The 26,193-nt window shown below is 68.4% G+C and carries 23 protein-coding genes and 1 tRNA gene; 13 read left to right on the forward strand and 11 right to left on the reverse strand.

What is annotated here, in order from left to right; genetic code table 11:
• Window positions 1-25 precede the first annotated feature (25 nt).
• Both trxB and trxA read left to right on the forward strand, forming a co-directional pair.
• On the forward strand, window positions 26-994 hold the full coding sequence (gene trxB / locus AB0G20_RS05850; protein WP_361296371.1) for a thioredoxin-disulfide reductase: 969 nt from the start codon (window positions 26-28) through the stop codon (window positions 992-994).
• Window positions 995-1,038: 44 nt separating this feature from the next.
• Window positions 1,039-1,371 (forward strand): thioredoxin, encoded by a 333-nt coding sequence (gene trxA / locus AB0G20_RS05855; protein WP_030847066.1) that lies wholly within the window; start codon window positions 1,039-1,041, stop codon window positions 1,369-1,371.
• 91 nt (window positions 1,372-1,462) lie between these two features.
• Here trxA and AB0G20_RS05860 read toward each other — a convergent pair whose 3' ends face one another.
• The 9 genes from AB0G20_RS05860 to rpmH all read right to left on the reverse strand — a co-directional run bounded on the left by AB0G20_RS05860 (window position 1,463) and on the right by rpmH (window position 8,423).
• A complete protein-coding gene (locus AB0G20_RS05860; protein ID WP_361296375.1) occupies window positions 1,463-2,080 on the reverse strand; it encodes a GNAT family N-acetyltransferase in 618 nt (205 codons plus the stop codon).
• 324 nt (window positions 2,081-2,404) lie between these two features.
• Window positions 2,405-3,505: a ParB/RepB/Spo0J family partition protein gene (locus AB0G20_RS05865; RefSeq protein WP_361296378.1), complete on the reverse strand. Its 1,101-nt coding sequence runs from the start codon at window positions 3,503-3,505 to the stop codon at window positions 2,405-2,407.
• Window positions 3,502-4,578, reverse strand: a complete 1,077-nt coding sequence (locus AB0G20_RS05870) for a ParA family protein (RefSeq protein ID WP_078625390.1) — start codon at window positions 4,576-4,578, stop codon at window positions 3,502-3,504. The genes AB0G20_RS05865 and AB0G20_RS05870 overlap by 4 nt, the downstream gene beginning before the upstream one ends.
• Window positions 4,579-4,867: 289 nt before the next feature.
• A complete protein-coding gene (gene rsmG, locus AB0G20_RS05875) occupies window positions 4,868-5,584 on the reverse strand; it encodes a 16S rRNA (guanine(527)-N(7))-methyltransferase RsmG (protein WP_361296381.1) in 717 nt (238 codons plus the stop codon).
• A gap of 125 nt (window positions 5,585-5,709) precedes the next feature.
• Window positions 5,710-6,222 carry a R3H domain-containing nucleic acid-binding protein gene (locus tag AB0G20_RS05880; RefSeq protein WP_361296384.1) on the reverse strand — a complete coding sequence of 171 codons (513 nt, stop codon included), beginning with the start codon at window positions 6,220-6,222 and terminating at the stop codon, window positions 5,710-5,712.
• A 15-nt stretch (window positions 6,223-6,237) separates the two neighbouring features.
• Window positions 6,238-7,518: a membrane protein insertase YidC gene (gene yidC, locus AB0G20_RS05885; protein ID WP_361296387.1), complete on the reverse strand. Its 1,281-nt coding sequence runs from the start codon at window positions 7,516-7,518 to the stop codon at window positions 6,238-6,240.
• 3 nt (window positions 7,519-7,521) lie between these two features.
• Window positions 7,522-7,896, reverse strand: a complete 375-nt coding sequence (yidD, locus tag AB0G20_RS05890; RefSeq protein WP_361296390.1) for a membrane protein insertion efficiency factor YidD — start codon at window positions 7,894-7,896, stop codon at window positions 7,522-7,524.
• Complete coding sequence (gene rnpA, locus AB0G20_RS05895; protein ID WP_078625383.1) at window positions 7,893-8,264, reverse strand: ribonuclease P protein component; 372 nt, start codon at window positions 8,262-8,264, stop codon at window positions 7,893-7,895. Before rnpA ends, yidD begins: the two co-directional genes overlap by 4 nt.
• A gap of 21 nt (window positions 8,265-8,285) precedes the next feature.
• On the reverse strand, window positions 8,286-8,423 hold the full coding sequence (rpmH, locus tag AB0G20_RS05900; protein WP_005482975.1) for a 50S ribosomal protein L34: 138 nt from the start codon (window positions 8,421-8,423) through the stop codon (window positions 8,286-8,288).
• A gap of 374 nt (window positions 8,424-8,797) precedes the next feature.
• Here rpmH and dnaA point away from each other — a divergent pair, with 374 nt between their 5' ends.
• The 9 genes from dnaA to AB0G20_RS05945 all read left to right on the forward strand — a co-directional run bounded on the left by dnaA (window position 8,798) and on the right by AB0G20_RS05945 (window position 21,981).
• Window positions 8,798-10,876 (forward strand): chromosomal replication initiator protein DnaA, encoded by a 2,079-nt coding sequence (gene dnaA, locus AB0G20_RS05905; RefSeq protein ID WP_361296393.1) that lies wholly within the window; start codon window positions 8,798-8,800, stop codon window positions 10,874-10,876.
• A gap of 1,050 nt (window positions 10,877-11,926) precedes the next feature.
• Window positions 11,927-13,057 carry a DNA polymerase III subunit beta gene (gene dnaN, locus AB0G20_RS05910; protein WP_361296396.1) on the forward strand — a complete coding sequence of 377 codons (1,131 nt, stop codon included), beginning with the start codon at window positions 11,927-11,929 and terminating at the stop codon, window positions 13,055-13,057.
• 207 nt (window positions 13,058-13,264) lie between these two features.
• Window positions 13,265-14,140, forward strand: a complete 876-nt coding sequence (gene gnd, locus AB0G20_RS05915) for a phosphogluconate dehydrogenase (NAD(+)-dependent, decarboxylating) (protein WP_361114601.1) — start codon at window positions 13,265-13,267, stop codon at window positions 14,138-14,140.
• Window positions 14,141-14,194: 54 nt separating this feature from the next.
• The gene (gene recF, locus AB0G20_RS05920; protein WP_361296399.1) at window positions 14,195-15,316 is read left to right on the forward strand and encodes a DNA replication/repair protein RecF; all 1,122 of its coding nucleotides are present in this window, start codon (window positions 14,195-14,197) and stop codon (window positions 15,314-15,316) included.
• Window positions 15,313-15,849, forward strand: coding sequence for a DciA family protein (locus AB0G20_RS05925; RefSeq protein WP_361296402.1), 537 nt, complete (start codon window positions 15,313-15,315; stop codon window positions 15,847-15,849). Before recF ends, AB0G20_RS05925 begins: the two co-directional genes overlap by 4 nt.
• 431 nt (window positions 15,850-16,280) lie before the next feature.
• Complete coding sequence (gene gyrB, locus AB0G20_RS05930; protein WP_361296405.1) at window positions 16,281-18,341, forward strand: DNA topoisomerase (ATP-hydrolyzing) subunit B; 2,061 nt, start codon at window positions 16,281-16,283, stop codon at window positions 18,339-18,341.
• Between the two features lie 42 nt (window positions 18,342-18,383).
• Complete coding sequence (gyrA, locus tag AB0G20_RS05935; protein ID WP_097217923.1) at window positions 18,384-20,978, forward strand: DNA gyrase subunit A; 2,595 nt, start codon at window positions 18,384-18,386, stop codon at window positions 20,976-20,978.
• A 19-nt stretch (window positions 20,979-20,997) separates the two neighbouring features.
• On the forward strand, window positions 20,998-21,807 hold the full coding sequence (locus tag AB0G20_RS05940) for a DUF3566 domain-containing protein (protein WP_361296408.1): 810 nt from the start codon (window positions 20,998-21,000) through the stop codon (window positions 21,805-21,807).
• 97 nt (window positions 21,808-21,904) lie between these two features.
• Window positions 21,905-21,981: transfer RNA gene (locus AB0G20_RS05945), tRNA-Ile, on the forward strand.
• A 237-nt stretch (window positions 21,982-22,218) separates the two neighbouring features.
• On the opposite strand, the gene AB0G20_RS05950 is transcribed toward AB0G20_RS05945, so the two are convergent.
• Window positions 22,219-22,581 carry a DUF6344 domain-containing protein gene (locus AB0G20_RS05950; protein ID WP_361296411.1) on the reverse strand — a complete coding sequence of 121 codons (363 nt, stop codon included), beginning with the start codon at window positions 22,579-22,581 and terminating at the stop codon, window positions 22,219-22,221.
• A 337-nt stretch (window positions 22,582-22,918) separates the two neighbouring features.
• Here AB0G20_RS05950 and AB0G20_RS05955 point away from each other — a divergent pair, with 337 nt between their 5' ends.
• Entirely contained in the window at window positions 22,919-23,047 is a 129-nt protein-coding gene (locus tag AB0G20_RS05955; RefSeq protein ID WP_003999697.1) for a DLW-39 family protein, read from the forward strand.
• A 207-nt stretch (window positions 23,048-23,254) separates the two neighbouring features.
• The gene (locus tag AB0G20_RS05960) at window positions 23,255-24,532 is read left to right on the forward strand and encodes a hypothetical protein (RefSeq protein WP_361296414.1); all 1,278 of its coding nucleotides are present in this window, start codon (window positions 23,255-23,257) and stop codon (window positions 24,530-24,532) included.
• 52 nt (window positions 24,533-24,584) lie between these two features.
• Here AB0G20_RS05960 and AB0G20_RS05965 read toward each other — a convergent pair whose 3' ends face one another.
• On the reverse strand, window positions 24,585-26,045 hold the full coding sequence (locus tag AB0G20_RS05965; protein WP_361296417.1) for a protein kinase: 1,461 nt from the start codon (window positions 26,043-26,045) through the stop codon (window positions 24,585-24,587).
• Window positions 26,046-26,193: the final 148 nt, after the last annotated feature.

Below are 26,193 nucleotides of genomic sequence, written 5' to 3' on the forward strand. Positions count from 1 at the left end.
CAGTCCAGAGACGAGGAATCCAGCCGTGAGCGACGTCCGTAACGTGATCATCATCGGCTCAGGGCCCGCCGGCTACACGGCGGCGCTCTACACCGCGCGCGCGTCGCTGAAGCCACTGGTGTTCGAGGGCGCCGTCACCGCGGGTGGTGCGCTCATGAACACCACCGACGTCGAGAACTTCCCGGGCTTCCAGGACGGCATCATGGGCCCCGAGCTCATGGACAACATGCGCGCCCAGTCGGAGCGCTTCGGAGCCGAGCTCGTCCCTGACGACATCGTGGCCGTTGACCTGAGCGGTGAGATCAAGACCGTCACCGACACGGTCGGCACCGTGCACCGGGCGAAGGCCGTCATCGTCGCCACCGGCTCGCAGCACCGCAAGCTCGGTCTGCCGAACGAGGACGCCCTCTCCGGCCGTGGTGTGTCATGGTGCGCCACCTGTGACGGGTTCTTCTTCAAGGACCAGGACATCGCCGTGATCGGTGGCGGTGACACCGCGATGGAGGAGGCCACCTTCCTCTCGCGGTTCGCCAAGTCCGTGACCGTCGTCCACCGTCGTGACACCCTGCGCGCCTCCAAGGCCATGCAGGAGCGCGCCTTCGCCGACCCGAAGATCTCGTTCGTGTGGGACAGCGAGGTCGCCGAGATCCAGGGCGACCCGAAGCTCTCGGGTCTGAAGCTGCGCAACCTCAAGACCGGTGAGATCTCGGACCTGCCGGTGACCGGACTGTTCATCGCCATCGGCCACGACCCGCGCACCGAGCTCTTCAAGGGCCAGCTCGACCTGGACGACGAGGGCTACCTGAAGGTGGACGCGCCGTCGACGCGCACGAACCTGACCGGTGTCTTCGGCGCCGGCGATGTGGTCGACCACACCTACCGTCAGGCGATCACCGCGGCCGGGACCGGCTGCTCCGCGGCTCTCGACGCCGAGCGCTACCTCGCCGCCCTGGCGGACGAGGAGCAGCCCGAGCCCGAGAAGACCGCTGTCTGACCTCCCCTACCCGCCCCACGCACCAACCAGTTAAGGAGCCCGCCGTGGCCGGCACCCTGAAGAATGTGACCGACGACTCCTTCGAGCAGGACGTCCTCAAGAGCGACAAGCCTGTTCTGGTGGACTTCTGGGCCGCCTGGTGCGGTCCGTGCCGCCAGATCGCGCCGTCCCTCGAGGCGATCGCCTCCGAGTACGGCGACAAGATCGAGATCGTCAAGCTGAACATCGACGAAAACCCGGGTACGGCCGCCAAGTACGGCGTCATGTCCATCCCGACCTTGAACGTCTACCAGGGTGGCGAGGTCGCCAAGACCATCGTGGGTGCGAAGCCGAAGGCCGCGATCGTTCGCGACCTCGAGGAGTTCATCGCCGAGTGAATCGGCTGCACCGCCGCACCAGCGGTGCATGTTTCACGTGAAACACGAATGGGCCAACCCGGAGGGGTTGGCCCATTCGTTTGACTGCTTCTTACAGCGGTCGCAGCGCCGGCTCCTTCTGCACGGCTCCCAGGAGCCGGTCCAACGCCATCTCAACGTCTTCCTTCCAGGAGAGCGTCGACCTCAGTTCCAGCCTCAGCCGCGGGTGGGTGGGGTGCTGGCGGACCGTCTTGAAGCCGACCGCCAGAAGATGGTCGGCGGGCAGCACACAGGCAGGTTCCTTCCAGCGCGCGTCTCCGAAGGCCTCGATCGCCTTGAACCCGCGCCGCAGCAGGTCCTTGGCGACTGTCTGGACCATCACCCGGCCCAGTCCCTGCCCCTGGTAGCCGGGCACGATGAACGCGGTCATCAGCTGCACCGCGTCAGGCGAGACGGGACTCGTGGGAAACGCCGTGGAGCGGGGGACGTAGGCGGGCGGGGCGTACAGCACGTAGCCAACCGGCACGTCGTCGACGTACACGACCCGCCCGCAGGATCCCCAGTCCAGCAGAACCGCTGAGATCCAGGCTTCCTTCTCCGCGGCGGATGTGCCCGCCTTTAGCGCGGCCTCACCGCTGACCGGGTCGAGTTCCCAGAAGACACACGAGCGACAACGCTTGGGAAGGTCCTGGAGGTTGTCCAGCGTGAGCGGTACGAGCCGGCGGCCCATGAAGGCTGATCCTCGCTTCCTTCGCCCGCCGCCGCGTCGCGGGCGGCTGTCAGAGCGCTCCGTTCCCTGAGCAGACTGCCGATGAACCCACCGACCGCTCCCAGCCCCAAACCGGCGCTCACCAGTCCGGTGCGGCTCATGGTTCGCATGTCCCCTGCCTCGCTCTCAGAGGTGCTGCCGAGTGGTTGCGCCGTACCCGAACGCATCGTATCCACGATGCGATTCCATCGATACCGCCAGAAAGGAAAGAGCGGGCCACGTTCCGGCACACACCGGACACGGCCCGCTCTGTCTCCTGCACAGCAGAGGCCCCTTGCCGGGGGCTCAGGAGTCGCTGTCCTCGGAGTCGCCCTCCAGGAGACTCTTCTGCAGAACCGGCCCCTCGCCGGGAGCGAGTGAGCCGAGGATCCGCTCCAGGTCCTCCATCGAGGCGAACTCGACGGTGATCTTGCCCTTCTTCTGCCCCAGGTCGACCTTCACCCGCGTCTCGAAGCGGTCTGAGAGCCGCGTAGCGAGGTCGGACAGCGCAGGGGAGACCCGAGCACCGGCGCGCGGGCCCTTGGGCTTCTGAGCCTTCTGGGGCCGCGATCCCATCAGGGTCACGATCTCTTCGACGGCTCGCACGGAGAGGCCCTCGGCCACGATGCGATGGGCCAGCCGGTCCTGCTCCTCCGAGTCCTCCACGGAGAGCAGTGCCCGCGCGTGGCCGGCGGAGAGCACCCCGGCGGCGACCCGACGCTGCACGGCCGGCGAGAGCTTCAGCAGACGCAGGGTGTTGGAGACCTGCGGGCGGGATCGGCCGATGCGGTCCGCCAGCTGGTCATGCGTGCAGTTGAAGTCCCTCAGCAGCTGGTCGTAGGCGGCTGCCTCTTCCAGCGGGTTCAGCTGGGCGCGGTGCAGGTTCTCCAGCAGAGCGTCCAAGAGGAGCTTCTCGTCCTCCGTGGCCCGCACGATCGCCGGGATCGCCTCCAGCCCTGCCTCGCGGCAGGCCCGCCAGCGGCGCTCGCCCATGATGAGCTCGTAGCGGGCGGGACCCACCTGCCGTACGACGACCGGCTGGAGGAGCCCCACTTCCTTGATGGAGGTGATGAGCTCGGACAGCGCGTCCTCGTCGAAGACCTCACGCGGCTGGCGCGGGTTCGGCGTGATGGAGTCGAGAGGGATCTCGGCAAAGTGCGCACCGATGGGTTCCGCCGGCGTGGCGGGAGCACTCGGCTGCGCCAGCTCCTCCGTTTCACGTGAAACAGACGGCAGCGTCGCTACCTTCGCGGCGGCCACGCCACGATCGTTCGGCAGCACAGGCACTGCCGCGGGGGATGTGGAAGCAGCGTTCCCCGCCGCAGCCTGGGCCACCGACTTCTCCGTCGGTGCAGCAGGGATCAGTGCGCCGAGACCACGGCCCAGCCCCCTCCGTCGCTCGCTCACTGAATGCCCTCCACCATGCTCGGGTCGTTCTGCTGTACGCCGATATGGGCGTGCGTCGCGTCATAGCTGATGCCGACGCCCTTCAGCGCGATCTCTCGTGCCGCCTCAAGATAGGAGAGGGCACCACTGGAACCAGGATCGTAAGTCAGTACCGTCTGCCCGTAACTCGGCGCCTCCGAGATACGGACGGAACGAGGGATGCTGGTCCGCAGTACCTCGTCACCGAAGTGGGTGCGCACCTCGTCCGCGACCTGGGACGCGAGGCGCGTCCGGCCGTCGTACATGGTGAGCAGGATGGTCGACACATGCAGGGCGGGGTTGAGGTGCCCCCGCACCAGGTCGACGTTGCGCAGCAGCTGCCCGAGGCCTTCCAGCGCGTAGTACTCGCACTGAATGGGGATCAGGACTTCCTGGCCTGCCACGAGCGCATTGACCGTCAGGAGACCGAGCGAGGGTGGGCAATCGATGAGGATGTAGTCCAGCGGCTGCTCGTACGCCTGGATCGCACGCTGCAGCCTGCTCTCCCGTGCCACCAGGGAAACCAGCTCGATCTCCGCACCGGCGAGATCGATCGTGGCGGGGGCGCAGAAGAGACCTTCGACATCGGGGACCGGCTGGACGACCTCGGAGAGCGGCCTACTGTCGACCAACACGTCGTAGATGGAAGGGACTTCGGCGTGATGGTCGATACCCAGCGCGGTGGACGCATTGCCCTGTGGGTCGAGGTCGACCACCAGGACCCGGCCACCGTGCAGCGCCAGTGATGCGGCAAGGTTGACGGTCGTCGTCGTCTTGCCCACACCACCCTTCTGGTTGGCGACCACGATGATTCGGGTCTGCTCGGGCCGTGGCAAGCCCTCGCCGGCACGGCCCAAAGCCTCCACCGCCAGTTGGGCAGCACGACCGATGGGAGTGTCGTCCATCGGAGGCGGTGTTTCACGTGAAACATCCGCCCCCATCGACTCGGTACGGGGACCGGGGACCGGATCGGTCATCGGTCCCGCGATGTTGGCGTCGGACCGCAAGGATTCACTCTCCTCGACTTCAGGCTCGCAATGAACAGAGCCTCCCATGTCTTCGGGGTCGTGAACCAGTGAGGCCTGGCGTTCTGTGGAGAAATCCACCTCTGTGGATACCTCAGGTCCCTCATCGAGTGAACCAAGAGGCTTTCGGTCGCGGGGTTCGGCCGCAGCGCGGCCACGACTGATGATGCCGTGCAGCAGTGAGCGACGTTTCACGTGAAACACGATGCACAGCAGGCGTGGCCGGACTGTCGCGACACTCCGGCATGCATAGGTTTGGCAGCTTGTGTGGAGTACGTCTCGTCGTCAGGACGGATCAGCGCTGTCAGGACGGATCAGCTCAGCGCCGACGACGCGTCCGCCCCGTGCGAGCCGCCTTCGCGCGCTTCGCGGCGAAGCGCACACCGCCGGGGCTCTCCCCGACCTCGACCCGTACGACGGTGGACATCGGGTCCACCACGCCCTCACCCACATGCAGGATGGATGTCTCCACCGCACCCAGCTTGCTGAGCGCCGCCGACGCGGCCTTCAGCTCCTCCTCGGCGGTGTCACCCTTGAGCGCGAGCATCTCTCCGTACGGCCGCAGCAGCGGAATGCCCCAGGTGGCGAGCCGGTCGAGCGGCGCGACGGCGCGGGCCGTCACCACATGGACGGGCTGGATCTTCCCCATGACCTCTTCCGCCCGGCCGCGCACGACGGTCACATGATCAAGACCGAGCAGCTCCACGACCTCGGAGAGGAAGTTGGTGCGCCGCAGCAGCGGCTCCAGGAGCGTGATCTTCAGGTCGGTGCGGACCAGCGCCAGCGGAATGCCGGGGAGACCGGCACCCGAGCCGACATCGCACACCGTCACGTTGTCGGGCACGACCTCCGAGAGCACCGCGCAGTTCAGCAGGTGCCGCTCCCACAAGCGGGGCACTTCACGCGGGCCGATGAGACCGCGCTGCACGCCCGCCTCAGCGAGCAGCTCGGCGTACCGCACCGCATCCGCGAAGCGATCACCGAACACCTCGCGCGCTTGCTCGGGCGCGGGGGGAAGCTCCGCTGCCTCCGTCACGGGGGACCGTCCTTCCGTACCGCGTCAGCGCACCCGGCGCCGACACCAGAACCACCAGAACTATCAGGCTGACAAAGTTCGGCCCCGCCTGCGCAACAGACGGGGCCGGGGAACGTAGGGGCCGATCAGGCGGGCAGCACGACGACGAAGCGCTGCGGCTCCTCGCCCTCGGACTCGCTGCGCAGGCCCGCGGCCTTGACCGCGTCGTGCACGACCTTGCGCTCGAAGGGCGTCATCGGCGCCAGCTTCACGGCCTCACCGCTGCTCTTGGCCTCCGCGGCGGCCTTCGCGCCCAGCTCGGACAGCTCGGAGCGCTTCTGTGCCCGGAACCCCGCGATGTCGAGCATCAAGCGGCTGCGGTCACCGGTCTCCCGGTGCACGGCCAGACGGGTGAGCTCCTGGAGCGCCTCCAGCACCTCGCCGTCACGACCGACCAGCTTCTGCAGATCGCGGCCGCCCGTGTCGCTGATGATCGAGACGGAGGCGCGGTCGGCCTCGACGTCCATGTCGATGTCGCCGTCGAGGTCGGCGATGTCGAGCAGACCCTCCAGGTAGTCCGCCGCGATCTCGCCTTCCTGCTCCAGGCGAGTCAGGGTGTCTGCACCTTCGGCAGCGGCGGAGGTGGTGCCTTCCGTCACGGGATGGACTCCTTCTTACTTCTTGGACGGGGACTTGGGCCGCTGCGGACCCTTGCGCTGTCCGGACTGGGCCTTGCTGCGGGTACCGCCGGCGGGCTTCGCGCCGCCCTTCTTGGCAGCGGCGGCGGGCTTGGCGTCCTCGGGCTCGTCGGACTTGGTCAGCGACGTCTTCGGCTCGTTCTCACCGGCCGCCTTCGCGCCGCCGTGCTGCCGCTGCGACTTGCTCTGCCGCTTGGGCTGCTGGCGCTTCGGGGTACCGGCGGCGGTGGTCGGCGTACCGTCCTCGGCCTGGGCTGCGGCCGCGGTGTCGCTCTTGATCACGGTGCCGTCGGCCTGGGCGGCGAGGCCGGCCTTGCTCAGGCCGTTGATGAACTTGCGCTCGAACTCGTTGCGGTCGCGGCCCTTGGCGACGATCGCCTTGACGATGGCCCGGTCGCGGCGCTTGCTGACCTTGTTGTGCTGCGTGACGTGCTTGGTCAGGCGCTCCAGGTACTCGGCCTGGGCCTTGGAACCCGGAGTCGGGTTGTTGCGGATGACGTACATCTGCTGGCCCATGGTCCACACGTTGGTGGTCAGCCAGTAGACGAGGACACCGACCGGGAAGTTGATGCCGAAGACGGCGAACATGACCGGGAAGACGTACATCAGCATCTTCTGCTGCTGCATGAACGGCGTCTTCACCGTGGTGTCGACGTTCTTCGTCATCAGCTGGCGCTGGGTGAAGAACTGCGACGCCGACATCAGGACGATCATGATGGCGGTGACCACGCGGACGTCGGTGAGGGAGGCACCGAGTGCTTCCACCTTCGACGAGCTGTCGGTGAACTTCGCCGCCAGCGGCGCACCGACGATGTGGGCCTTCTGCGCGCTCTGCAGCAGGCTGTTGTTGATCACGCCGATGGTGTCGTTCGACGCGATGCTGTTGAGCACGTGGTACAGGGCGAAGAAGAACGGGGACTGCGCCAGGATGGGAAGGCACGAGGAGAGCGGGTTGGTGCCCGTCTCCTTGTACAGCTTCATCATCTCTTCGGACTGACGCTGCTTGTCGTTCTTGTAGCGCTCCTGGATCTTCTTCATCTCGGGCTGCAGCGTCTGCATGGCCCGGGTCGCCTTGATCTGCTTCACGAAGAGCGGGATCAGGCAGATACGGATCAGGATCACCAGGGACACGATCGACAGGCCCCAGGCCCAGCCGGTGTCAGGGCCGAAAAGGGCGCCGTACACCGAGTGGAACTGGACGATGACCCAGGAGACGGGTGTGGTGATAAAGCTGAAGAGGCTGGCAATCGTGTCCACTAATCATGCTCCTTGGGCATGGGACGGTGTCTCTGCGGCCGGGCTCGAAGGACTCGACTGACTTGTGGGAGAAGTCTGTCCCTCGGTGGCCGGTCCGGCGGCGGAGGGCCCGCCCTTGCGTGCACGCCACGCGTTACGCAGCATTTCGTGCCACCGCGGACGCTTGCGCGGCGGGACATGATCCACACCGCCCAGCGACCACGGATTGCACCGCAGGATGCGCCAGGCCGTGAGTGCCGTTCCCTTGATGGCACCATGCCGGTCGATGGCCGTGTAGCCGTAGTGGGAGCACGACGGGTAGTACTTGCAGACCGGCCCCAGCAGCGGACTGATCGTCCACTGGTAGAGCTTGATCAGAGCCAGCAGCGGGTACTTCATCGCGCGCCCCCTCCCAGCAACCGCTGGAGAGCGGCATCCAGGTCTCGGGCCAGCTGTGCATGGTCGGCGTCGCCCGATCCGGGCAATGCTCGTACGACTACCAGGCTACCGGGGGGCAGCTGGGCGACTCGCTCGCGCATCAGGTGGCGAAGCCTGCGCTTCACTTTGTTGCGCACGACCGCGCCACCCACTGCCTTGCTCACGACGAAACCCGCACGCGTCGGGGGAGCGCTCTCCCCAGGCGCATGCGGGTCCGTGGCACCGCTTCGTAGGTGGACGACGAGGTGCGGGCGTCCTGCCCGGCGGCCTCGCCGTACCGCGGTCGCGAAGTCCTCGCGCCGCCTCAGCCGGTTCTCGGTGGGCAGCACGACGTCATGACCTGATCGGAATCAGGCGGACAGGCTGGCGCGGCCCTTGCTGCGACGGTTCGCGAGAATCGCGCGACCGGCACGGGTACGCATCCGCAGGCGGAAGCCGTGGGTCTTCGCGCGACGACGGTTGTTCGGCTGGAAGGTGCGCTTGCTCACTCGGGGGCTCCAGAAGAAATCGGTAGTTGCGGGGTGCCGTCCTGGCTGTCACCGTGCGCCCACGAGTAGCTCGCAGTTACGCCCGAGTGCACCGCTGACCGATCACCCAAATGATCTGTGCCCATCGGAGGCAGGCGGCAGCAGCCATCGACAACTCGACCTGGTTACGGTACGCGCGGCTACGCCATCCGGTCAAACCAGGAGTCGCCGGGAGACACTTGTCCACAGGCTGGGGACAACAACTTGAACCGTACCGGCCGCCCTGACTACCGTGACGGAACTCCGATTCGTTCCCTTATCCCTGCCCCACCCGATTTACATCCCGAGCCGTCCCAGAACCACACGTTCGTGGGACCTGTGAGAGAGCGTGCCCTGTGGCTGACGTACCTGCCGATCTTGCCGCAGTGTGGCCACGCGTATTGGAGCAGCTCCTCGGGGAGGGCCGCGGTCAAGGGGTCGAAGGGAAGGACGAGCACTGGATCCGGCGCTGCCAGCCGCTCGCGCTGGTCGCGGACACCGCCCTGCTCGCCGTACCGAACGAATTCGCCAAAGGCGTACTCGAGGGCCGGCTGGCGCCGATCGTCAGCGAGACGCTGAGCCGCGAGTGCGGCCGCCCGATCCGGATCGCGATCACCGTCGACGACTCCGCGGGCGAGCCCCCCGCCCCGCCGGCGCCCCCGGCCCGCCCTCAGTCGCGCTACGAGGACCCCGAGCTTCCGGCCGCGCGCCAGGACCGTGACAAATACGACCGTCCTGAGCGCGACGGATACGACCGTTCCGAGCGTGACGGATACGACCGTCCGGAGCGCGACGCCTACGACCGCCAGGACCGCGACGGGTACGAGGGGTACGGCCGCCACCGCGCCGACCAGCGGCCCGGACCGGCAGGCGACCAGCTTCCGCCTACGCGCGCAGATCAACTTCCCACAGCACGTCCCGCGTACCCGTCCGAGTACCAGCGCCCCGAGCCCGGCGCCTGGCCGCGGCCGGCGCAGCAGGACGAGTACGGCTGGCAGCAGCAGCGCCTCGGCTTTCCCGAGCGTGACCCGTACGCGTCACCCGGACAGGAGTCGTACGGCTCCCAGGACTCCTACAACCCGCAGGACTCGTACGGCTCCGGCTCGCAGGACACCTACGGATCCCAGGACACGTACGGGTCCAAGGACTCCTACGGCCCGCCCTCCCAGGACTACCGCCCGCAGCCCATGGAGCGCCCCTCCTACGAGCAGCAGCGCTCCGACTACGACACGTCACGCGGCGAGTACGACCAGCGCGACGCGGTGCGCCGGGAGCTGCCCGAGCCGCCGGTCGGCTCGGGGCACGTGCACCGGGGCGGCCCGGTCGGCCCGAACCTGCCGACGACCGGTGCGCCCGGCCCGCTGGCCGCGCAGCCCGCGCCGGCGACCGGCCCCGGCGAGCCGACCGCCCGCCTGAACCCGAAGTACCTCTTCGACACGTTCGTCATCGGCGCCTCCAACCGCTTCGCGCACGCGGCCGCGGTCGCGGTGGCCGAGGCACCGGCGAAGGCGTACAACCCCTTGTTCATCTACGGGGAGTCCGGGCTCGGCAAGACGCACCTGCTGCACGCGATCGGGCACTACGCGCGCAGCCTCTACCCGGGCACGCGAGTGCGGTACGTGAGCTCGGAGGAGTTCACCAACGAGTTCATCAACTCCATCCGCGACGGCAAGGGCGACAGCTTCCGCAAGCGGTACCGCGAGATGGACATCCTGCTCGTCGACGACATCCAGTTCCTGGCGGACAAGGAGTCGACGCAGGAGGAGTTCTTCCACACCTTCAACACGCTCCACAACGCCAACAAGCAGATCGTGCTCTCCAGTGACCGGCCGCCGAAGCAGCTGGTGACCCTGGAGGACCGGCTGCGGAACCGTTTCGAGTGGGGTCTGATCACGGACGTCCAGCCGCCCGAGCTGGAGACGCGGATCGCGATCCTCCGCAAGAAGGCGGTGCAGGAGCAGCTGAACGCGCCGCCCGAGGTGCTGGAGTTCATCGCGTCCCGGATCTCGCGGAACATCCGTGAGCTGGAGGGCGCGCTGATCCGGGTCACGGCGTTCGCCTCGCTCAACCGGCAGCCGGTGGACCTGGGTCTGACGGAGATCGTCCTGAAGGACCTCATCCCCGGCGGTGAGGACTCGGCGCCCGAGATCACGTCGACGGCCATCATGGGCGCGACGGCGGACTACTTCGGACTGACCGTCGAGGACCTGTGCGGCACCTCGCGCGGCCGCGCCCTCGTCACCGCCCGGCAGATCGCCATGTACCTCTGCCGTGAGCTGACGGACCTGTCCCTGCCGAAGATCGGCGCGCTGTTCGGCGGCCGCGACCACACGACGGTCATGCACGCGGACCGCAAGATCCGCAATCTGATGGCCGAGCGCCGTTCCATCTACAACCAGGTCACGGAGCTGACCAACCGCATCAAGAACGGCTGACGGCGACGGCAGAACGCCGCTGAGGGCGCCCACGGAGGATTCCGTGGGCGCCCTTCGTCTTGTGCGCCCCGGGCCTTCTTGTGTGCCTCAGCTTCATGTGCGCCGCAGGTCTTCTCGTGCGCCTCGGACTTCATGTGCGCCTCGGGCTTCTGAGGTCCTCACGGTCGCTTCCACGACCCGTACGGCCCGGTTTCCGGGCCTCCACGACGGATCACCGGCCTCCACGACGGATCACCGGCCCGCACCCCGGGCACCTGGCCGCAACCCGCTGTTCGATTAATCGCCGGGTTACGGCCTCCCTCCACAGATTCGGGGACTTTCTGCCGTCCACATCCTGGGGACCGGGGAGTTGTCCAGATCGTGTCCACAGCCGCCACTGTTGATAGACCATCAGGGCAGCTCAGGTGCTTGTGGATTCGTGGACGAAGGATCTCCACAGACTGTGGACGACGGGATGATCCACAGGCTGTGCACCGAGTTGTCCACTGGCTGCCCACAGGCTGGGGGCGGTTGTCCCCAGCGATCGGCTGCTTCTCCACATGCCTGTCCACTGTTCGGCAACGCGACGCGCCTCGTCACCGGGTCGAGTGAAAGGCGTCACACGAAGGTGCCAGGTTGGTCTGTGGGAAAGGTGGGTAAAGCTGGGGATGGCGCTGGGGAGAACTCGCCTCACCCTGTGCACGGCGTGTGCAGAACTTTCTGTTCTCCACAGATACGCCCGGTTGTCCACCGCCTCCACCCACAGGACCGGTGGACAAAATTCCTGCTCTGAGCTGGGCAAACGGGGTTATCCACGGTATCCACAGGCCCTACTACTACTCCCGACTAGAGAGAGCTGGGAATCCGTTTCGAAGAGGGCCCTGTGCACAACTCGCTCTTCGGTGCCCGGCTGCCCCTCGTCACGACTTGACCCCGAGAGGCACCTACTGTCAGTGCGGTGCGTCAGACTGGTCCCCGGTGTCCTCCCCGTCACAGGGACCGTCGACACCGAGACAGACGACGAGGGCCAGGCAGAGCGAGAAGCGCCGGCAACAGCAGGAGGCGGCAACAGTGAAGATCCGGGTGGAACGCGACGTACTCGCGGAGGCAGTGGCCTGGGCGGCACGCAGCCTCCCGGCCCGTCCGCCGGCGCCTGTCCTCGCCGGCCTGCTGCTGAAGGCCGAGGAAGGCCAGCTGAGCCTGTCCAGCTTCGACTACGAGGTCTCCGCGCGGGTGTCGGTGGAGGCCGAGGTCGACGAGGAGGGCACGGTCCTGGTCTCCGGCCGCCTGCTCGCGGACATCTGTCGCGCGCTGCCCAACCGGCCGGTGGAGATTTCCACAGACGGTGTACGGGCGACCGTGGTCTGCGGCTCGTCCCGGTTCACACTCCACACCCTGCCTGTGGAGGAGTACCCGGCCCTGCCCCAGATGCCGAACGCGACGGGCACGGTCCCCGGCGAGGTCTTCGCCTCCGCCGCCTCGCAGGTCGCCATCGCGGCCGGCCGTGACGACACGCTGCCCGTCCTCACCGGTGTGCGCATCGAGATCGAGGGCGACACCGTCACGCTGGCGTCCACCGACCGCTACCGCTTCGCGGTCCGCGAGTTCATGTGGAAGCCGGAGAACCCGGAGGCCTCCGCGGTCGCCCTGGTGCCCGCCAAGACGCTTCTGGACACCGCCAAGGCCCTGACCAGCGGCGACCAGGTGATCCTGGCGCTGTCCGGCTCGGGCTCCGGTGAGGGCCTGATCGGCTTCGAGGGCGCCGGTCGCCGTACGACGACCCGCCTGCTGGAGGGCGACCTCCCGAAGTACCGCACGCTGTTCCCGACGGAGTTCAACAGCGTCGCCGTCATCGAGACCGCCCCCTTCGTGGAGGCCGTCAAGCGTGTGGCCCTGGTCGCCGAGCGCAACACCCCGGTGCGGCTCAGCTTCGAGCAGGGCGTGCTCATCCTGGAGGCCGGTTCCAGCGACGACGCACAGGCTGTGGAGAGGGTTGACGCCCAGCTCGAGGGCGACGACATCTCGATCGCCTTCAACCCGACGTTCCTGCTGGACGGCCTGAGCGCGATCGACTCCCCGGTGGCCCAGCTGTCGTTCACGACGTCCACCAAGCCCGCGCTGCTCAGCGGCAAGCCGGCGCTGGACGCCGAGGCGGACGAGGCCTACAAGTACCTGATCATGCCGGTGCGCCTCAGCGGCTGAGCCCGTCCCGAAGGCCGGTGCCGGGCTGGGGATCACGGCAGTTGTCCACAGGTTGAGGACAAACCCGCAGGTGAGGGCGTACGAGTGAGCGCGTATGCCCACAGATGTGCGCGAGCGTCCGGGTTTAGGCTCGGACGCGGGTACGAAAGTGCCTCGCGGTACGCACGTGCCGCCACGCCACGTCGCAGAACCTAAGGAACACAACTGATGGAGCTCGGTCTCGTCGGCCTCGGCAAGATGGGCGGCAACATGCGCGAGCGGATCCGCCGCGCAGGTCACACCGTCCTCGGATACGACCGCAACCCGGACCTCGCCGATGTCCACAGCCTGGAAGAGCTTGTGGGCAAGCTCAGCGGCCCGCGCGTGATCTGGGTGATGGTCCCGGCCGGTGAGGCCACGCAGACCACGATCGACCGGCTCGCCGAGCTGCTGGAGCCGGGCGATGTCGTCGTGGACGGCGGCAACTCCCGCTGGACGGACGACGAGAGGCACGCCGAGGAGCTGGCGGCCAAGGGCATCGGCTTCGTCGACTGCGGTGTCTCCGGCGGCGTCTGGGGCCTGGAGAACGGCTACGCGCTGATGTACGGCGGCGACAAGGAGAACGTCGCCAAGGTGCAGCCGGTCTTCGACGCCCTCAAGCCGGAGGGCGACTTCGGGTCGGTGCACGCCGGCAAGGTCGGCGCTGGTCACTTCGCGAAGATGGTCCACAACGGCATCGAGTACGCGATGATGCAGGCTTACGCCGAGGGCTGGGAGCTCCTGGAGAAGGTCGACTCCGTGACCGACGTCCGGGAGGTCTTCCGCTCCTGGCAGGAGGGCACGGTCATCCGCTCCTGGCTGCTCGACCTCGCGGTCAACGCGCTCGACGAGGACGAGCACCTGGACGAGCTCCGGGGTTATGCACAGGACTCGGGCGAGGGACGCTGGACTGTGGAAGCCGCCATCGACAACGCGGTGCCGCTGCCGGCGATCACCGCGTCGCTGTTCGCGCGGTTCGCCTCCCGCCAGGAGGACTCGCCCCAGATGAAGATGATCGCTGCGCTGCGGAACCAGTTCGGCGGCCACGCGGTCGAGAAGAAGTAGTCCACAGGGCTGCACGGCAGTCCACGAACGTCCGGGGAGGTCGGCGAAACGACCATGCACGTCACGCATCTGTCGCTGGCCGACTTCCGCTCGTACCCCGGGGTCGAGGTCCCTCTCGACCCGGGGGTGACGGCCTTCGTCGGGCCGAACGGGCAGGGCAAGACCAACCTCGTCGAGGCCGTCGGCTATCTCGCCACCCTCGGCAGCCACCGGGTCTCCTCCGACGCCCCCCTGGTCCGCATGGGCGCCGAGCGCGCGATCATCCGGGCCCAGGTCCGGCAGGGCGAACGGCAGCAGCTGATCGAGCTGGAGCTGAACCCGGGCCGCGCCAACCGGGCCCGGATCAACAGGTCCTCGCAGGTCAGGCCGCGTGACGTGCTGGGGATCGTGCGGACCGTGCTGTTCGCGCCCGAGGACCTCGCGCTGGTCAAGGGCGACCCCGGGGAGCGGCGGCGCTTCCTCGACGAGCTGATCACCGCGCGCTCCCCGCGCATGGCCGGGGTCCGCTCCGACTACGACCGGGTCCTCAAGCAGCGCAACACCCTGCTGAAGTCGGCGGCGCTGGCCCGCCGGCACGGCGGTCGCACCATGGACATGTCCACCCTGGACGTGTGGGACCAGCATCTCGCGCGCGCGGGCGCCGAGTTGCTCGCCCAGCGCCTGGACCTGATCGCCACGATCCAGCCGCTGGCCGACAAGGCCTACGAGCAGCTCGCCCCCGGCGGCGGCCCGGTCGCGCTGGAGTACAAGCCGTCCGCGCCGGGCAAGGCGCACACCCGCGAGGACCTCTTCGAACAGCTGATGGCCGCGCTCGCCGAGGCCCGCAAGCAGGAGATCGAGCGCGGCGTCACCCTGATCGGCCCGCACCGGGACGACCTTCAGCTCAAGCTCGGCCAGCTCCCCGCCAAGGGCTACGCCTCCCACGGCGAGTCCTGGTCCTACGCGCTGGCGCTGCGCCTGGCCTCGTACGACCTGCTCCGAGCCGAGGGCAACGAGCCGGTGCTGGTGCTCGACGACGTCTTCGCGGAGCTGGACACCCGCCGCCGTGAGCGCCTCGCGGAACTGGTCGCGCCCGGCGAGCAGGTGCTGGTGACGGCCGCGGTCGACGACGACGTACCGCATGTGCTGTCCGGGACGCGGTTCGCCGTGTCAGAGGGGACGGTGGAGCGCGTATGACGGAGAACACACCCGATGGCGCCCCGAAGCCGCCCGAGCCCTCCGGCGTCGACCTCGCGCGCGTGGCGCTGCGCGCCGCCAAGGAAGCCGCTCGCGCGCGTGGGGACGCGGCGCAGCAGAAGAAGCAGGCGCGTCGCGGTGGTCTGCGCTCCGGTGCGCGCGCCGACGGGCGCGACCCCATGGCGCTCGGTTCCGCGATCAACCGGCTGATCACCGAACGCGGCTGGGAGGCGCCGGCCGCGGTGGGCGGTGTGATGGGCCGCTGGCCGCAGATCGTCGGCGAGGACGTGGCCAAGCACTGTGAGCCGGAGAAGTACGACGAGGACGAGCGCGTCCTGACCGTGCGCTGCGACTCGACGGCCTGGGCGACGAACCTCCGGCTGCTCGCGCCCACACTGGTCGCGCGCCTCAACGAGGACCTGGGGCACGGCAGGGTGAAGCTGATCAAGGTGCAGGGCCCCGCCGGGCCCGCCCGGCGCTACGGCCCGCTGCGCGCTCCCGGCAGCACCGGTCCGGGCGACACCTACGGCTGATCGGCACCGGTTTCCCACCTGTCGACAGCACGTGACTGACATCACATCGAGGGCTTCCACCTGCTCTGTCGGAGCGCCGTCGGCCCTCCCGTGGTGTGCCCGCACACGGTTGCGAATCGCGACCTGACTCCGAAGTAGCCAAGGGTTGACGGCCGGAAGCGCTGAGTGCCTCCGTGAGCCTCTTGGAGCCCCCATCCGTATATCGGGAGTCGGACAAGACCCGTCGAGGGCGGCACATGCGGACTCAGGTACCGGCAAACCCCCATCAGTGTCAGTGCTACCGGTAGACTGGAAGCAATCCCGCCCCAATCGTGGGGACCGTCCGGGAAAAGCTGAGCAACGCTGATCAAGGCTTACCAACGCAACATGCCGCAGCCGCTCCGGCAACCCGCCGACGAGCCTGGCTCGTGCTGTGCCAGAAAGGGCGCTTCGTGGCCGATTCCGGCAACCCCAACGAGAACATTCCGTCCACCGACGCCGGCGAGAGCTACGCGGTGACTTCGTCGAACGGCGAGGTCACCGCCTCGTACGACGCCAGCGCCATCACCGTCCTCGAGGGCTTGGACGCGGTCCGCAAGCGCCCCGGTATGTACATCGGCTCGACCGGTGAGCGCGGACTTCACCACCTTGTGCAAGAGGTCGTCGACAACTCCGTCGACGAGGCGCTGGCCGGTCACGCGGACACCATCGACGTGACGATCCTCGCCGACGGCGGTGTGCGGGTCGTCGACAACGGCCGTGGCATCCCGGTCGGCATCGTCCCCTCCGAGGGCAAGCCGGCCGTCGAGGTCGTGCTGACGGTGCTGCACGCGGGCGGAAAGTTCGGCGGCGGCGGCTACGCGGTCTCCGGCGGTCTGCACGGCGTGGGTGTGTCCGTCGTGAACGCCCTGTCGACCAAGGTGTCCGTCGAGATCAAGACCGACGGCTACCGCTGGACCCAGGACTACAAGTTGGGCGTTCCGACGGCCCCGCTTGCCAAGCACGAGGCCACGGACGAGCACGGCACCACGGTCACCTTCTGGGCCGACCCGGACATCTTCGAGACCACGCACTACTCCTTCGAGACGCTGTCGCGGCGCTTCCAGGAGATGGCGTTCCTCAACAAGGGTCTGCGGATCAACCTCACCGACGAGCGCGAGTCGGCGAAGGCCACGGCCGGGGCGGACGAGGCGGGCGAGGACGAGAAGCACGAGGTCAAGGCCGTCTCGTACCACTACGAGGGCGGCATCGTCGACTTCGTGAAGTACCTCAACTCGCGCAAGGGCGAGGCGGTGCACCCCACCGTCATCGACCTGGAGGCCGAGGACAAGGACAAGCACCTGTCCCTCGAGGTCGCCATGCAGTGGAACGGCGGCTACAGCGAGGGCGTGTACTCCTTCGCCAACATCATCCACACGCACGAGGGCGGTACGCACGAAGAGGGTTTCCGCGCCGCGCTGACCTCGCTGATCAACAAGTACGCGCGCGACAAGCGGCTGCTGCGCGAGAAGGACGACAACCTCACGGGTGACGACATCCGCGAGGGTCTGACGGCGATCATCTCGGTCAAGCTGAGCGAGCCCCAGTTCGAGGGCCAGACGAAGACCAAGCTGGGCAACACCGAGGTCAAGACCTTCGTGCAGAGGGTCGTCTACGAGCACCTCACGGACTGGCTGGACAGGAACCCGAACGAGGCCGCGGACATCATCCGCAAGGGCATCCAGGCGGCCACCGCGCGCGTGGCGGCCCGCAAGGCCCGTGACCTCACCCGCCGCAAGGGGCTGCTGGAGACCGCGTCCCTGCCGGGCAAGCTCTCCGACTGCCAGTCGAACGATCCCACCAAGTGCGAGATCTTCATCGTCGAGGGTGACTCCGCCGGCGGCTCGGCCAAGTCCGGCCGCAACCCGCAGTACCAGGCGATCCTCCCGATCCGCGGCAAGATCCTCAACGTCGAGAAGGCGCGGATCGACAAGATCCTGCAGAACCAGGAGATCCAGGCGCTGATCTCGGCCTTCGGCACCGGAGTCCACGAGGACTTCGACATCGAGAAGCTGCGCTATCACAAGATCATCCTGATGGCGGACGCCGACGTCGACGGCCAGCACATCAACACCCTGTTGCTGACCTTCCTGTTCCGCTTCATGCGGCCCCTGGTCGAGGCCGGGCACGTGTACCTCTCCCGCCCGCCGCTCTACAAGATCAAGTGGGGCAAGGACGACTTCGAGTACGCGTACTCCGACCGCGAGCGCGACGCCCTGATCGAGATGGGCCGCAACGCGGGCAAGCGCATCAAGGACGACTCCGTGCAGCGCTTCAAGGGTCTCGGTGAGATGAACGCCGAGGAACTGCGCATCACGACCATGGACCAGGAGCACCGCGTCCTCGGCCAGGTCACCCTCGACGACGCCGCCCAGGCCGACGACCTGTTCTCGGTCCTCATGGGCGAGGACGTCGAGGCCCGCCGCGCGTTCATCCAGCGCAACGCCAAGGACGTCCGCTTCCTCGACATCTGAGTCGGTCTCAGCTGACCGCATCAGGAAGGATCTTCACCAGCAATGACCGACGAGAACACTCCTGTGACGACGCCCGAGGGTGACGCCCTGGCCATGCGCGTCGAGCCCGTCGGGCTCGAGACGGAGATGCAGCGCTCGTATCTCGACTACGCGATGTCCGTCATCGTCTCGCGTGCGCTGCCGGACGTCCGTGACGGCCTGAAGCCCGTCCACCGCCGTGTGCTGTACGCCATGTACGACGGCGGCTACCGCCCCGAGCGCGGCTTCTACAAGTGTGCCCGCGTCGTCGGCGACGTCATGGGCAACTACCACCCGCACGGCGACTCCTCGATCTACGACGCGCTGGTCCGCCTGGCGCAGTCGTGGTCGATGCGCATGCCGCTCGTGGACTCCAACGGCAACTTCGGCTCCCCGGGCAACGACCCGGCCGCGGCCATGCGGTACACCGAGTGCAAGATGGCGCCGCTGTCGATGGAGATGGTCCGCGACATCGACGAGGAGACCGTCGACTTCACGGACAACTACGACGGCCGCTCCCAGGAGCCGACCGTCCTGCCGGCCCGCTTCCCGAACCTGCTGATCAACGGCTCGGCCGGTATCGCGGTCGGCATGGCCACCAACATCCCGCCGCACAACCTGCGCGAGGTGGCGGCCGGCGCCCAGTGGTACCTGGAGAACCCCGAGGCCTCCCACGAGGAGCTGCTGGACGCGCTCATCGAGCGCATCAAGGGCCCGGACTTCCCGACCGGCGCGCTCGTTGTCGGCCGCCGGGGGATCGAGGAGGCGTACCGCACCGGCCGCGGCTCCATCACCATGCGCGCGGTCGTCGAGGTCGAGGAGATCCAGAACCGCCAGTGCCTGGTGGTGACGGAACTCCCGTACCAGGTCAACCCCGACAACCTCGCCCAGAAGATCGCCGACCTGGTCAAGGACGGCAAGATCGGCGGCATCGCGGACGTCCGTGACGAGACCTCCTCGCGCACGGGCCAGCGCCTGGTCATCGTGCTGAAGCGGGACGCGGTCGCCAAGGTCGTGCTGAACAACCTCTACAAGCACACGGACCTGCAGACGAACTTCGGCGCCAACATGCTGGCGCTGGTGGACGGCGTGCCGCGCACGCTGTCGCTGGACGCGTTCATCCGCCACTGGGTGACCCACCAGATCGAGGTCATCGTCCGCCGTACGCGCTTCAGGCTGCGCAAGGCCGAGGAGCGGGCGCACATCCTGCGCGGTCTGCTGAAGGCCCTGGACGCCATCGACGAGGTCATCGCGCTGATCCGGCGCAGCGACACCGTCGAGATCGCCCGCGGCGGCCTGATGAGCCTGCTGGAGATCGACGAGATCCAGGCCAACGCCATCCTCGAGATGCAGCTGCGCCGACTGGCCGCCCTGGAGCGCCAGAAGATCGTCCAGGAGCACGACGAGCTCCAGGCGAAGATCAACGAGTACAACGAGATCCTGGCCTCCCCGGTCCGTCAGCGGGGCATCGTCAGCGCGGAACTGGCCGCGATCGTCGAGAAGTTCGGCGACGACCGCAAGACGACGCTGATCCCCTACGAGGGCGACATGTCCATCGAGGACCTGATCGCCGAGGAGGACATCGTCGTCACGGTCACCCGGGGCGGCTACATCAAGCGCACCAAGACCGACGACTACCGCGCCCAGAAGCGCGGCGGCAAGGGCGTGCGCGGCACGAAGCTCAAGGAAGACGACATCGTCGACCACTTCTTCGTGTCCACCACGCACCACTGGCTGCTGTTCTTCACGAACAAGGGCCGCGTCTACCGCGTCAAGGGCTACGAGTTGCCCGACGCCGGCCGGGACGCGCGCGGTCAGCACGTGGCGAACCTGCTCGCCTTCCAGCCGGACGAGGCGATCGCCGAGATCCTGGCGATCCGCGACTACGAGGCGGTTCCCTACCTCGTGCTCGCCACCAAGGCCGGACTTGTGAAGAAGACGCCTCTGAAGGATTACGATTCGCCCCGTTCCGGCGGTGTGATCGCGATCAACCTGCGTGAGGGTCAGGACGGTTCGGACGACGAACTGATCGGAGCCGAACTGGTCTCGGCAGACGACGATCTGCTTCTGATCAGCAAGAAGGCGCAATCGATCAGGTTCACCGCATCGGACGACACCCTGCGACCCATGGGCCGTGCCACCTCGGGCGTCAAGGGCATGAGCTTCCGTGAGGGCGACGAGCTGCTCTCGATGAATGTTGTTCGACCCGGTACGTTCGTGTTCACTGCCACAGACGGCGGGTACGCGAAGCGGACCAACGTCGACGAGTACCGCGTCCAGGGTCGCGGCGGCCTCGGCATCAAGGCCGCCAAGATCGTCGAGGACCGTGGATCTCTCGTCGGCGCGCTGGTGGTCGAGGAGACGGACGAGATCCTCGCCATCACGCTGTCGGGCGGTGTGATTCGTACGCGAGTCAACGAGATCAGGGAAACCGGCCGTGACACCATGGGCGTCCAACTGATCAATCTGGGCAAGCGCGATGCCGTCGTGGGCATCGCTCGCAACGCCGAGGCGGGGCGCGAGGCGGAGGAGGTCGACGGCGATGTGGTCGTCGACGAGACCGCCGAGGGTGCCGTGACCACCGGCACGGACGAGGGTGAGGCGCCCTCGGCCGAGTAGGCACGAGGAGTGAGTCAGCGTGAGCGGAGCCACGGGCGCCGGACCGAGCGGTACCTCGAGGGGTACGGACACGGACGACGGCGGCCGTGGCTCCGCCGCGCGTGCGGCGGACCCGCACACGACCAACCTGAAGGCGATCAAGTCCCCGACCAAGGACGCGCCCTCGCCTGACTCGCATGGATCCCAGGGGGGAACTGTGACGGACACCCGAGGTCCGCAGACCCAGCAGCACAAGGCCGGCGCGGGCCCGTCCGCCTCCGGCGCGCAGCCGCAGCCGGCCGCACAGGAGCCGGGCACGGCCTCGCCCCTGCCCGGGGAACGGCAGGCGCAGCAGCCGGCCGGGCCGTACCACCCGCCGCAGGCCTACCCCGCGCAGCAGCAGGCTGCGGCCGGAGCGGGCGCCGGTGCCGATGCCGGTGCCGTACGGCGGCCGCGTACGGGGGCGCGCACCACACCCCGCGTCCGCAAGGCGCGGCTGCGGGTGGCGAAGGCCGACCCGTGGTCGGTGATGAAGGTCAGCTTCCTGCTCTCCATCGCCCTGGGCATCTGCACGATCGTCGCGTCCGCCGTGCTGTGGATGGTCATGGACGCGATGGGCGTCTTCTCGACGGTCGGCGGCACGATCTCCGAGGCCACCGGCTCGAACGAGTCCAACGGCTTCGACCTGCAGGCCTTCCTGTCGCTGCCCAACGTCCTGATGTTCACGTCGATCATCGCGGTCATCGACGTCGTCCTGGCGACCGCCCTCGCGACGCTCGGCGCGTTCATCTACAACCTGTCCGCGGGCTTCGTGGGCGGTGTCGAGCTGACGCTCGCCGAGGACGAGTGACGTCCTTTGACGTTGTCCCGACAACCGATTTTGGGACTGCCCACGTCGTGCGCTAATCTTCAGGAGTCAGCGCGCGGGACACACCGCAGAGCGCGGCGGGGCTATAGCTCAGTTGGTTAGAGCGCATCCCTGATAAGGATGAGGCCACAGGTTCAAATCCTGTTAGCCCCACCAGCGAAAAGACCCCCAGTCGAATGCGACTGGGGGTCTTTGACGTCTCTCAGGCCGGTCCTTGACCTCTACGGCCTGCACGGACAGCAGTGCACGGCCGCACCAGGCTCCGAGCCGGGACGGCCCACCGCCGGGTACGCCCTTGACCCGAGGCCGCTGCACGGACATGCGTAAGCCCGGCCGCTCTGCCGAGCTGCCGGGCTTTGTACGCAGGATCGCCGGGGATGTCGTTCCGGGAGTTCAGCGCTGCAGGGGCGTGAGATGGTCCGCCTCGGCGTCGGGGTCCTCGTCGGTGCAGTCGGTGCCGGGGGAGGCCGCCGTGTCCGCGGTTGAGCGGTGCCGGCAGCGGGGGGTCTTGCCGTGGGCCTCGGCGCGGATGCGCTGCTTCATCGTGGGGGGCAGGGCCTTGGGGGAGGACCAGGGGAACGCCGCCGGTGCCGCCGTCCGCTGCTGCGGGATGCTCGCGCCGTTGCTGTTGCTCTTCTGCTCGGTCTGCGGTACGGCCGCGGCGGCGGTCGTGGTGATGAGTCCGAGCGCCGTGCACAGCGCGAGGAAGGCGGTGACGATGGTGGTCCACAGCTTCATGACCTTGTTCCGGGCCATGGCCCCTCACTTTCGGGTTGGGCGATTTGCGTACTTTCCTCATGATGTGTATGCGGGCCGAGAAGTGGTGGACCTACGCCCGTGGCGCGTCGATGTTCAGATGAACACCACCCGTATGGGCGCAAGAGGGGTGAAATGGTGAGGAGAGCGGCGAAGGGAGGTCAAAGTAACCGTCCGTCGAGGTGTGATCACCCTCCGATCGGAGCGGTGAACTCCGCTTCTATCCCGGTTCCCGGGACGGGAGTTGAGGGCCGACTCAGGTCACCGATCGGTCTCGGTCGGTGTGTATAGTCGGGCGCCAGAAGTCCCCTACGTCAACGAAAGACGAGGTCGCGCGGTGAAGAAGCTTCTCCTGGTCGCACTGGCCGCCATCGGCGGGCTCCTCGTGTACCGCCAGATCCAGGCGGATCGCGCCGAGCAGGATCTGTGGACGGAGGCGACTGACTCCGTGCCCACGGGTTCGTGAGTCACGACAACTCAGACCGAGCACACCCCGGCCGCCTCGCGGTCGGGGTTTTGTGTGCCGAGGGCCGGTCGCGGACCCGGCCGGCGCGGCAGGATGGGCCACGGCTTCGCGGCTTTGTGGTCCGGCGACGGTGAGGGGTGGCGCGTGAGGGGACGGTGTCGTACGGCGTGGGGGCGGCGTGCGAGGGCGTGGCGCCACCGTCCGGCGGTGGCTGTGCGCATCGCCGCTGTGGCGGTGGTGCTGATAACGACAGCGGCCGTGGTGCCGGGACGGGCCGCCGCCGGGGAGGCCTCCGGTCCGAGCCCATACGCCTTCGCCGACGGGGCGCAGAGCGTCGAGGGAGCGAGGAGCACCGGGAACGCCGCACTCCTGAAGCCCGGCGGGACCTACAAGAGCTCCCTGCCGAGCAGCGGCAAGGTCAGCTACCGCCTCGAACTCGACACCACGACGAACGCGTACGTCTCCGTCACCGCCGTCCCCTCCCCCGGCAGCACGGTCTCCGTCATCGACGGGGTCAAGGTGTCCGTACAGGACGCCGACGGCAACTCCTGCTCCGTCGACACCGCGAGTTTCGGGGCCGCCCGCAGCCCCCACCCCATCGCGGCGTGGGGCATGCGCGAGATCTCGCCCAACAAGTCGCTGTGTCGGAAAGCCGGTGCGTACTTCGTGTCCGTCGAGCGCGTCGACCCGAAGGGCGAGGGCTCCTCGCCGGAAGCCTGGGATCTGGAGCTCGCCGCCATGACGGAACCGCGGACGGCGAAGCCCGGGGCGTCCAGCGCGCCCCAGGCGTGGAACTCCGCCACGCCCCAGCCGCTCCAGGGAGAGGCCGAGAGCCGGAAGGGCGGCGCGGGATTCACCGGGGCGACCCCTCTCGACCAGGGAGTCTGGCGGGACGACATCCGGCCCGGCCAGACACTCTTCTACGAGGTGCCGGTCGACTGGGGACAGCAGGTCTCCGTCACCGCAGACCTGGGCAGCTCGAGCTCCGGCGGCACCGGCTATGCGACCGACGCGCTGGACCTGTCCCTCTACAACCCCGCACGCGGTCGCGTCGCCGGCGTGGGCGTCGGCTACAACGGCGACCAGAAGTCCGGGAGCCTACCTCCCCTGCCACCGGTCGACCACGCCAACCGCTACGCCGCCACCGCACAGGTCAGCGCGTTGCGCTTCGCCGGCTCCTACTACCTCGTCGCCCATCTCTCGGAGGGCGTCGCCGGCCCCTTCGGGAACGGGCCGTTCGTGATGACGCTGCGCGTCCGGGTGAGCGGGGAGGCGCGGAGCGGGCCCGAGTACGCGGGGGAGTCCGAGCCCGGGGGCGTCTTCGAGGTCTCGGACCAGGACCGGGAGGCGGCGGCGGAGGGTGTGGCCGCGCGGGACGACACCGCCATGAGGGCGCTCGCCGTGGGCGGCATCGGCACCGGGAGCGCACTGCTGGTGGGGCTCGGGGTGTGGACCGTGATGGCTCGGCGGAGGAGCGTCGCGTAGGAAGAGCGCCGGACGGGCCCGGGTGCTCCCCGGCCTCGCTGCCCGATCGTGCTCAGATGTGGGTCAAGGCCCAGAAGCCCACCGCGTAGCAGGCCAGCGCGAGGAGCAGCAGCGGCACCGCCACCTTGGCCGGAGGCCCGGGGCGCACGGGCCGTTGCGCCCGGTGCCTTGACGGCGTCTGGCCGATCGGTGGGGCTTGCGGGGTTCGGGTGGTGTACGAGGCTGTGGAGGCGTCCGTGCGGTACTGCTCCGCAGGGGGCAGGGGCGGGCCGGAGTACACCGGTGGGAGTGGCTGGGCGGGGGACAGCCGGTGCGTGGTGTCGTAGGGGGAGACGGGAGCCTGCTGGTGCGGGGCGTGGGCCGGGGCGGGGTGGGACTGTCCGGGCGTGGGTGACGAGGTGACGGTGGTCTGCGGAGGCGGCAGATGGAAGCTGCCGGTGTCCGACATGGAGGGCTGCCGGGCGGAGCCGGACGACGGGTCGGTCGGACCCGTCGTGCCGCGTTGCCGGTGGGGCTCGGGGTGCTGTCCGCCGGACACCGACAGCTCGCCCTCGTCCTCTTCCCGCCGGGAGCGCTCCTCGCCCGTCCCCGGGCCGGGCGGCTCGTCCCTCGGGCCGAGCCCCTTCGCTCTCTCCAGCGGCCCCTCGGAGGCGAACCCCCGGGGAAGCGGACCCAGTTGGTCGAAGATCTCGATCAGTTCGTCGTCCGGGCCGGGCTCCGGGAGGAGCTCCGCGGCGGCGGCGAGCGCCTTGCGCGCCCCCGTGGCCGTACGGAACCGCGCCTCCGGATCCGGCTGGAGCAGCGTGGCCACCACCTGCCACAAGGGCTCCGGAATGCCCTTGGGCGCACCCGGCGTCCCATGCTCGGCGAAGTACTGGATGAGCGCCTTGCTGTCCGGCTTGGCGCCCTCCAGCAGATACAGCGCGACCAGCCCTACGGCGAACAGGTCGGCGGGGAAGTCCGGTTCGGCGCCCATCATCTGCTCGGGCGCGAGATAACCGGGCGTCCCGACCACGAGGTTGGTCTCGGTCAGACGGGGCTCGCCCAGCCGCATCGCGATGCCGAAGTCGGACAGCCGCAGCCGCGGCCGACCCGTGCCGGTGGCCTCCAGCAGCACGTTGGCGGGTTTGACGTCACGGTGCACGACGCCCTCCGCGTGCACCGCGGCCAGGCCCGCCAGCAGCTGATCGAGCAGCGTGCAGACGAAAGCAGGCGGGAGAGGGCCGTAGTCCCCGACGAGATGGACCAGGGATCCGCCCGCGACCAGGTCCATGGTGAACAGGACCTTGTCGTCGTCTGCGGCCCAGCTGGTGGGGGCGAGTACATGGGGATGGTCGATCCGCAGGGCCTGTTCCCGGACGAAGCGCAGCAGCGAGTGCGCGTCGCTCTGGAGCAGTACCTTGGCGGCCACGTAGCGACGGCGGCGATGGTCCCAGGCGCGCCAGACGGCACCGACCCCTCCGCGTCCGATCGGGTCGACCAGTTCGTACCGGCCGGCGAAGACCTCACCCATGGCTGTACGTCGCTCCTCCCCCTGTGGCTTCCCCCCTTGCTTCCCCCTCGGCGAGCGCTGCGACTCCCCTACGGGCGAAACGCCCCCCGACTCCCCCGATGAACGTCCCCCCGACTCCCCCGATGAGCGATACATCCCCCTCGCGTCG

Origin of the sequence: Streptomyces sp. NPDC024017 (assembly GCF_040638895.1) — a bacterium.
In the GTDB taxonomy this organism is placed as follows: Bacteria; Actinomycetota; Actinomycetes; order Streptomycetales; family Streptomycetaceae; genus Streptomyces.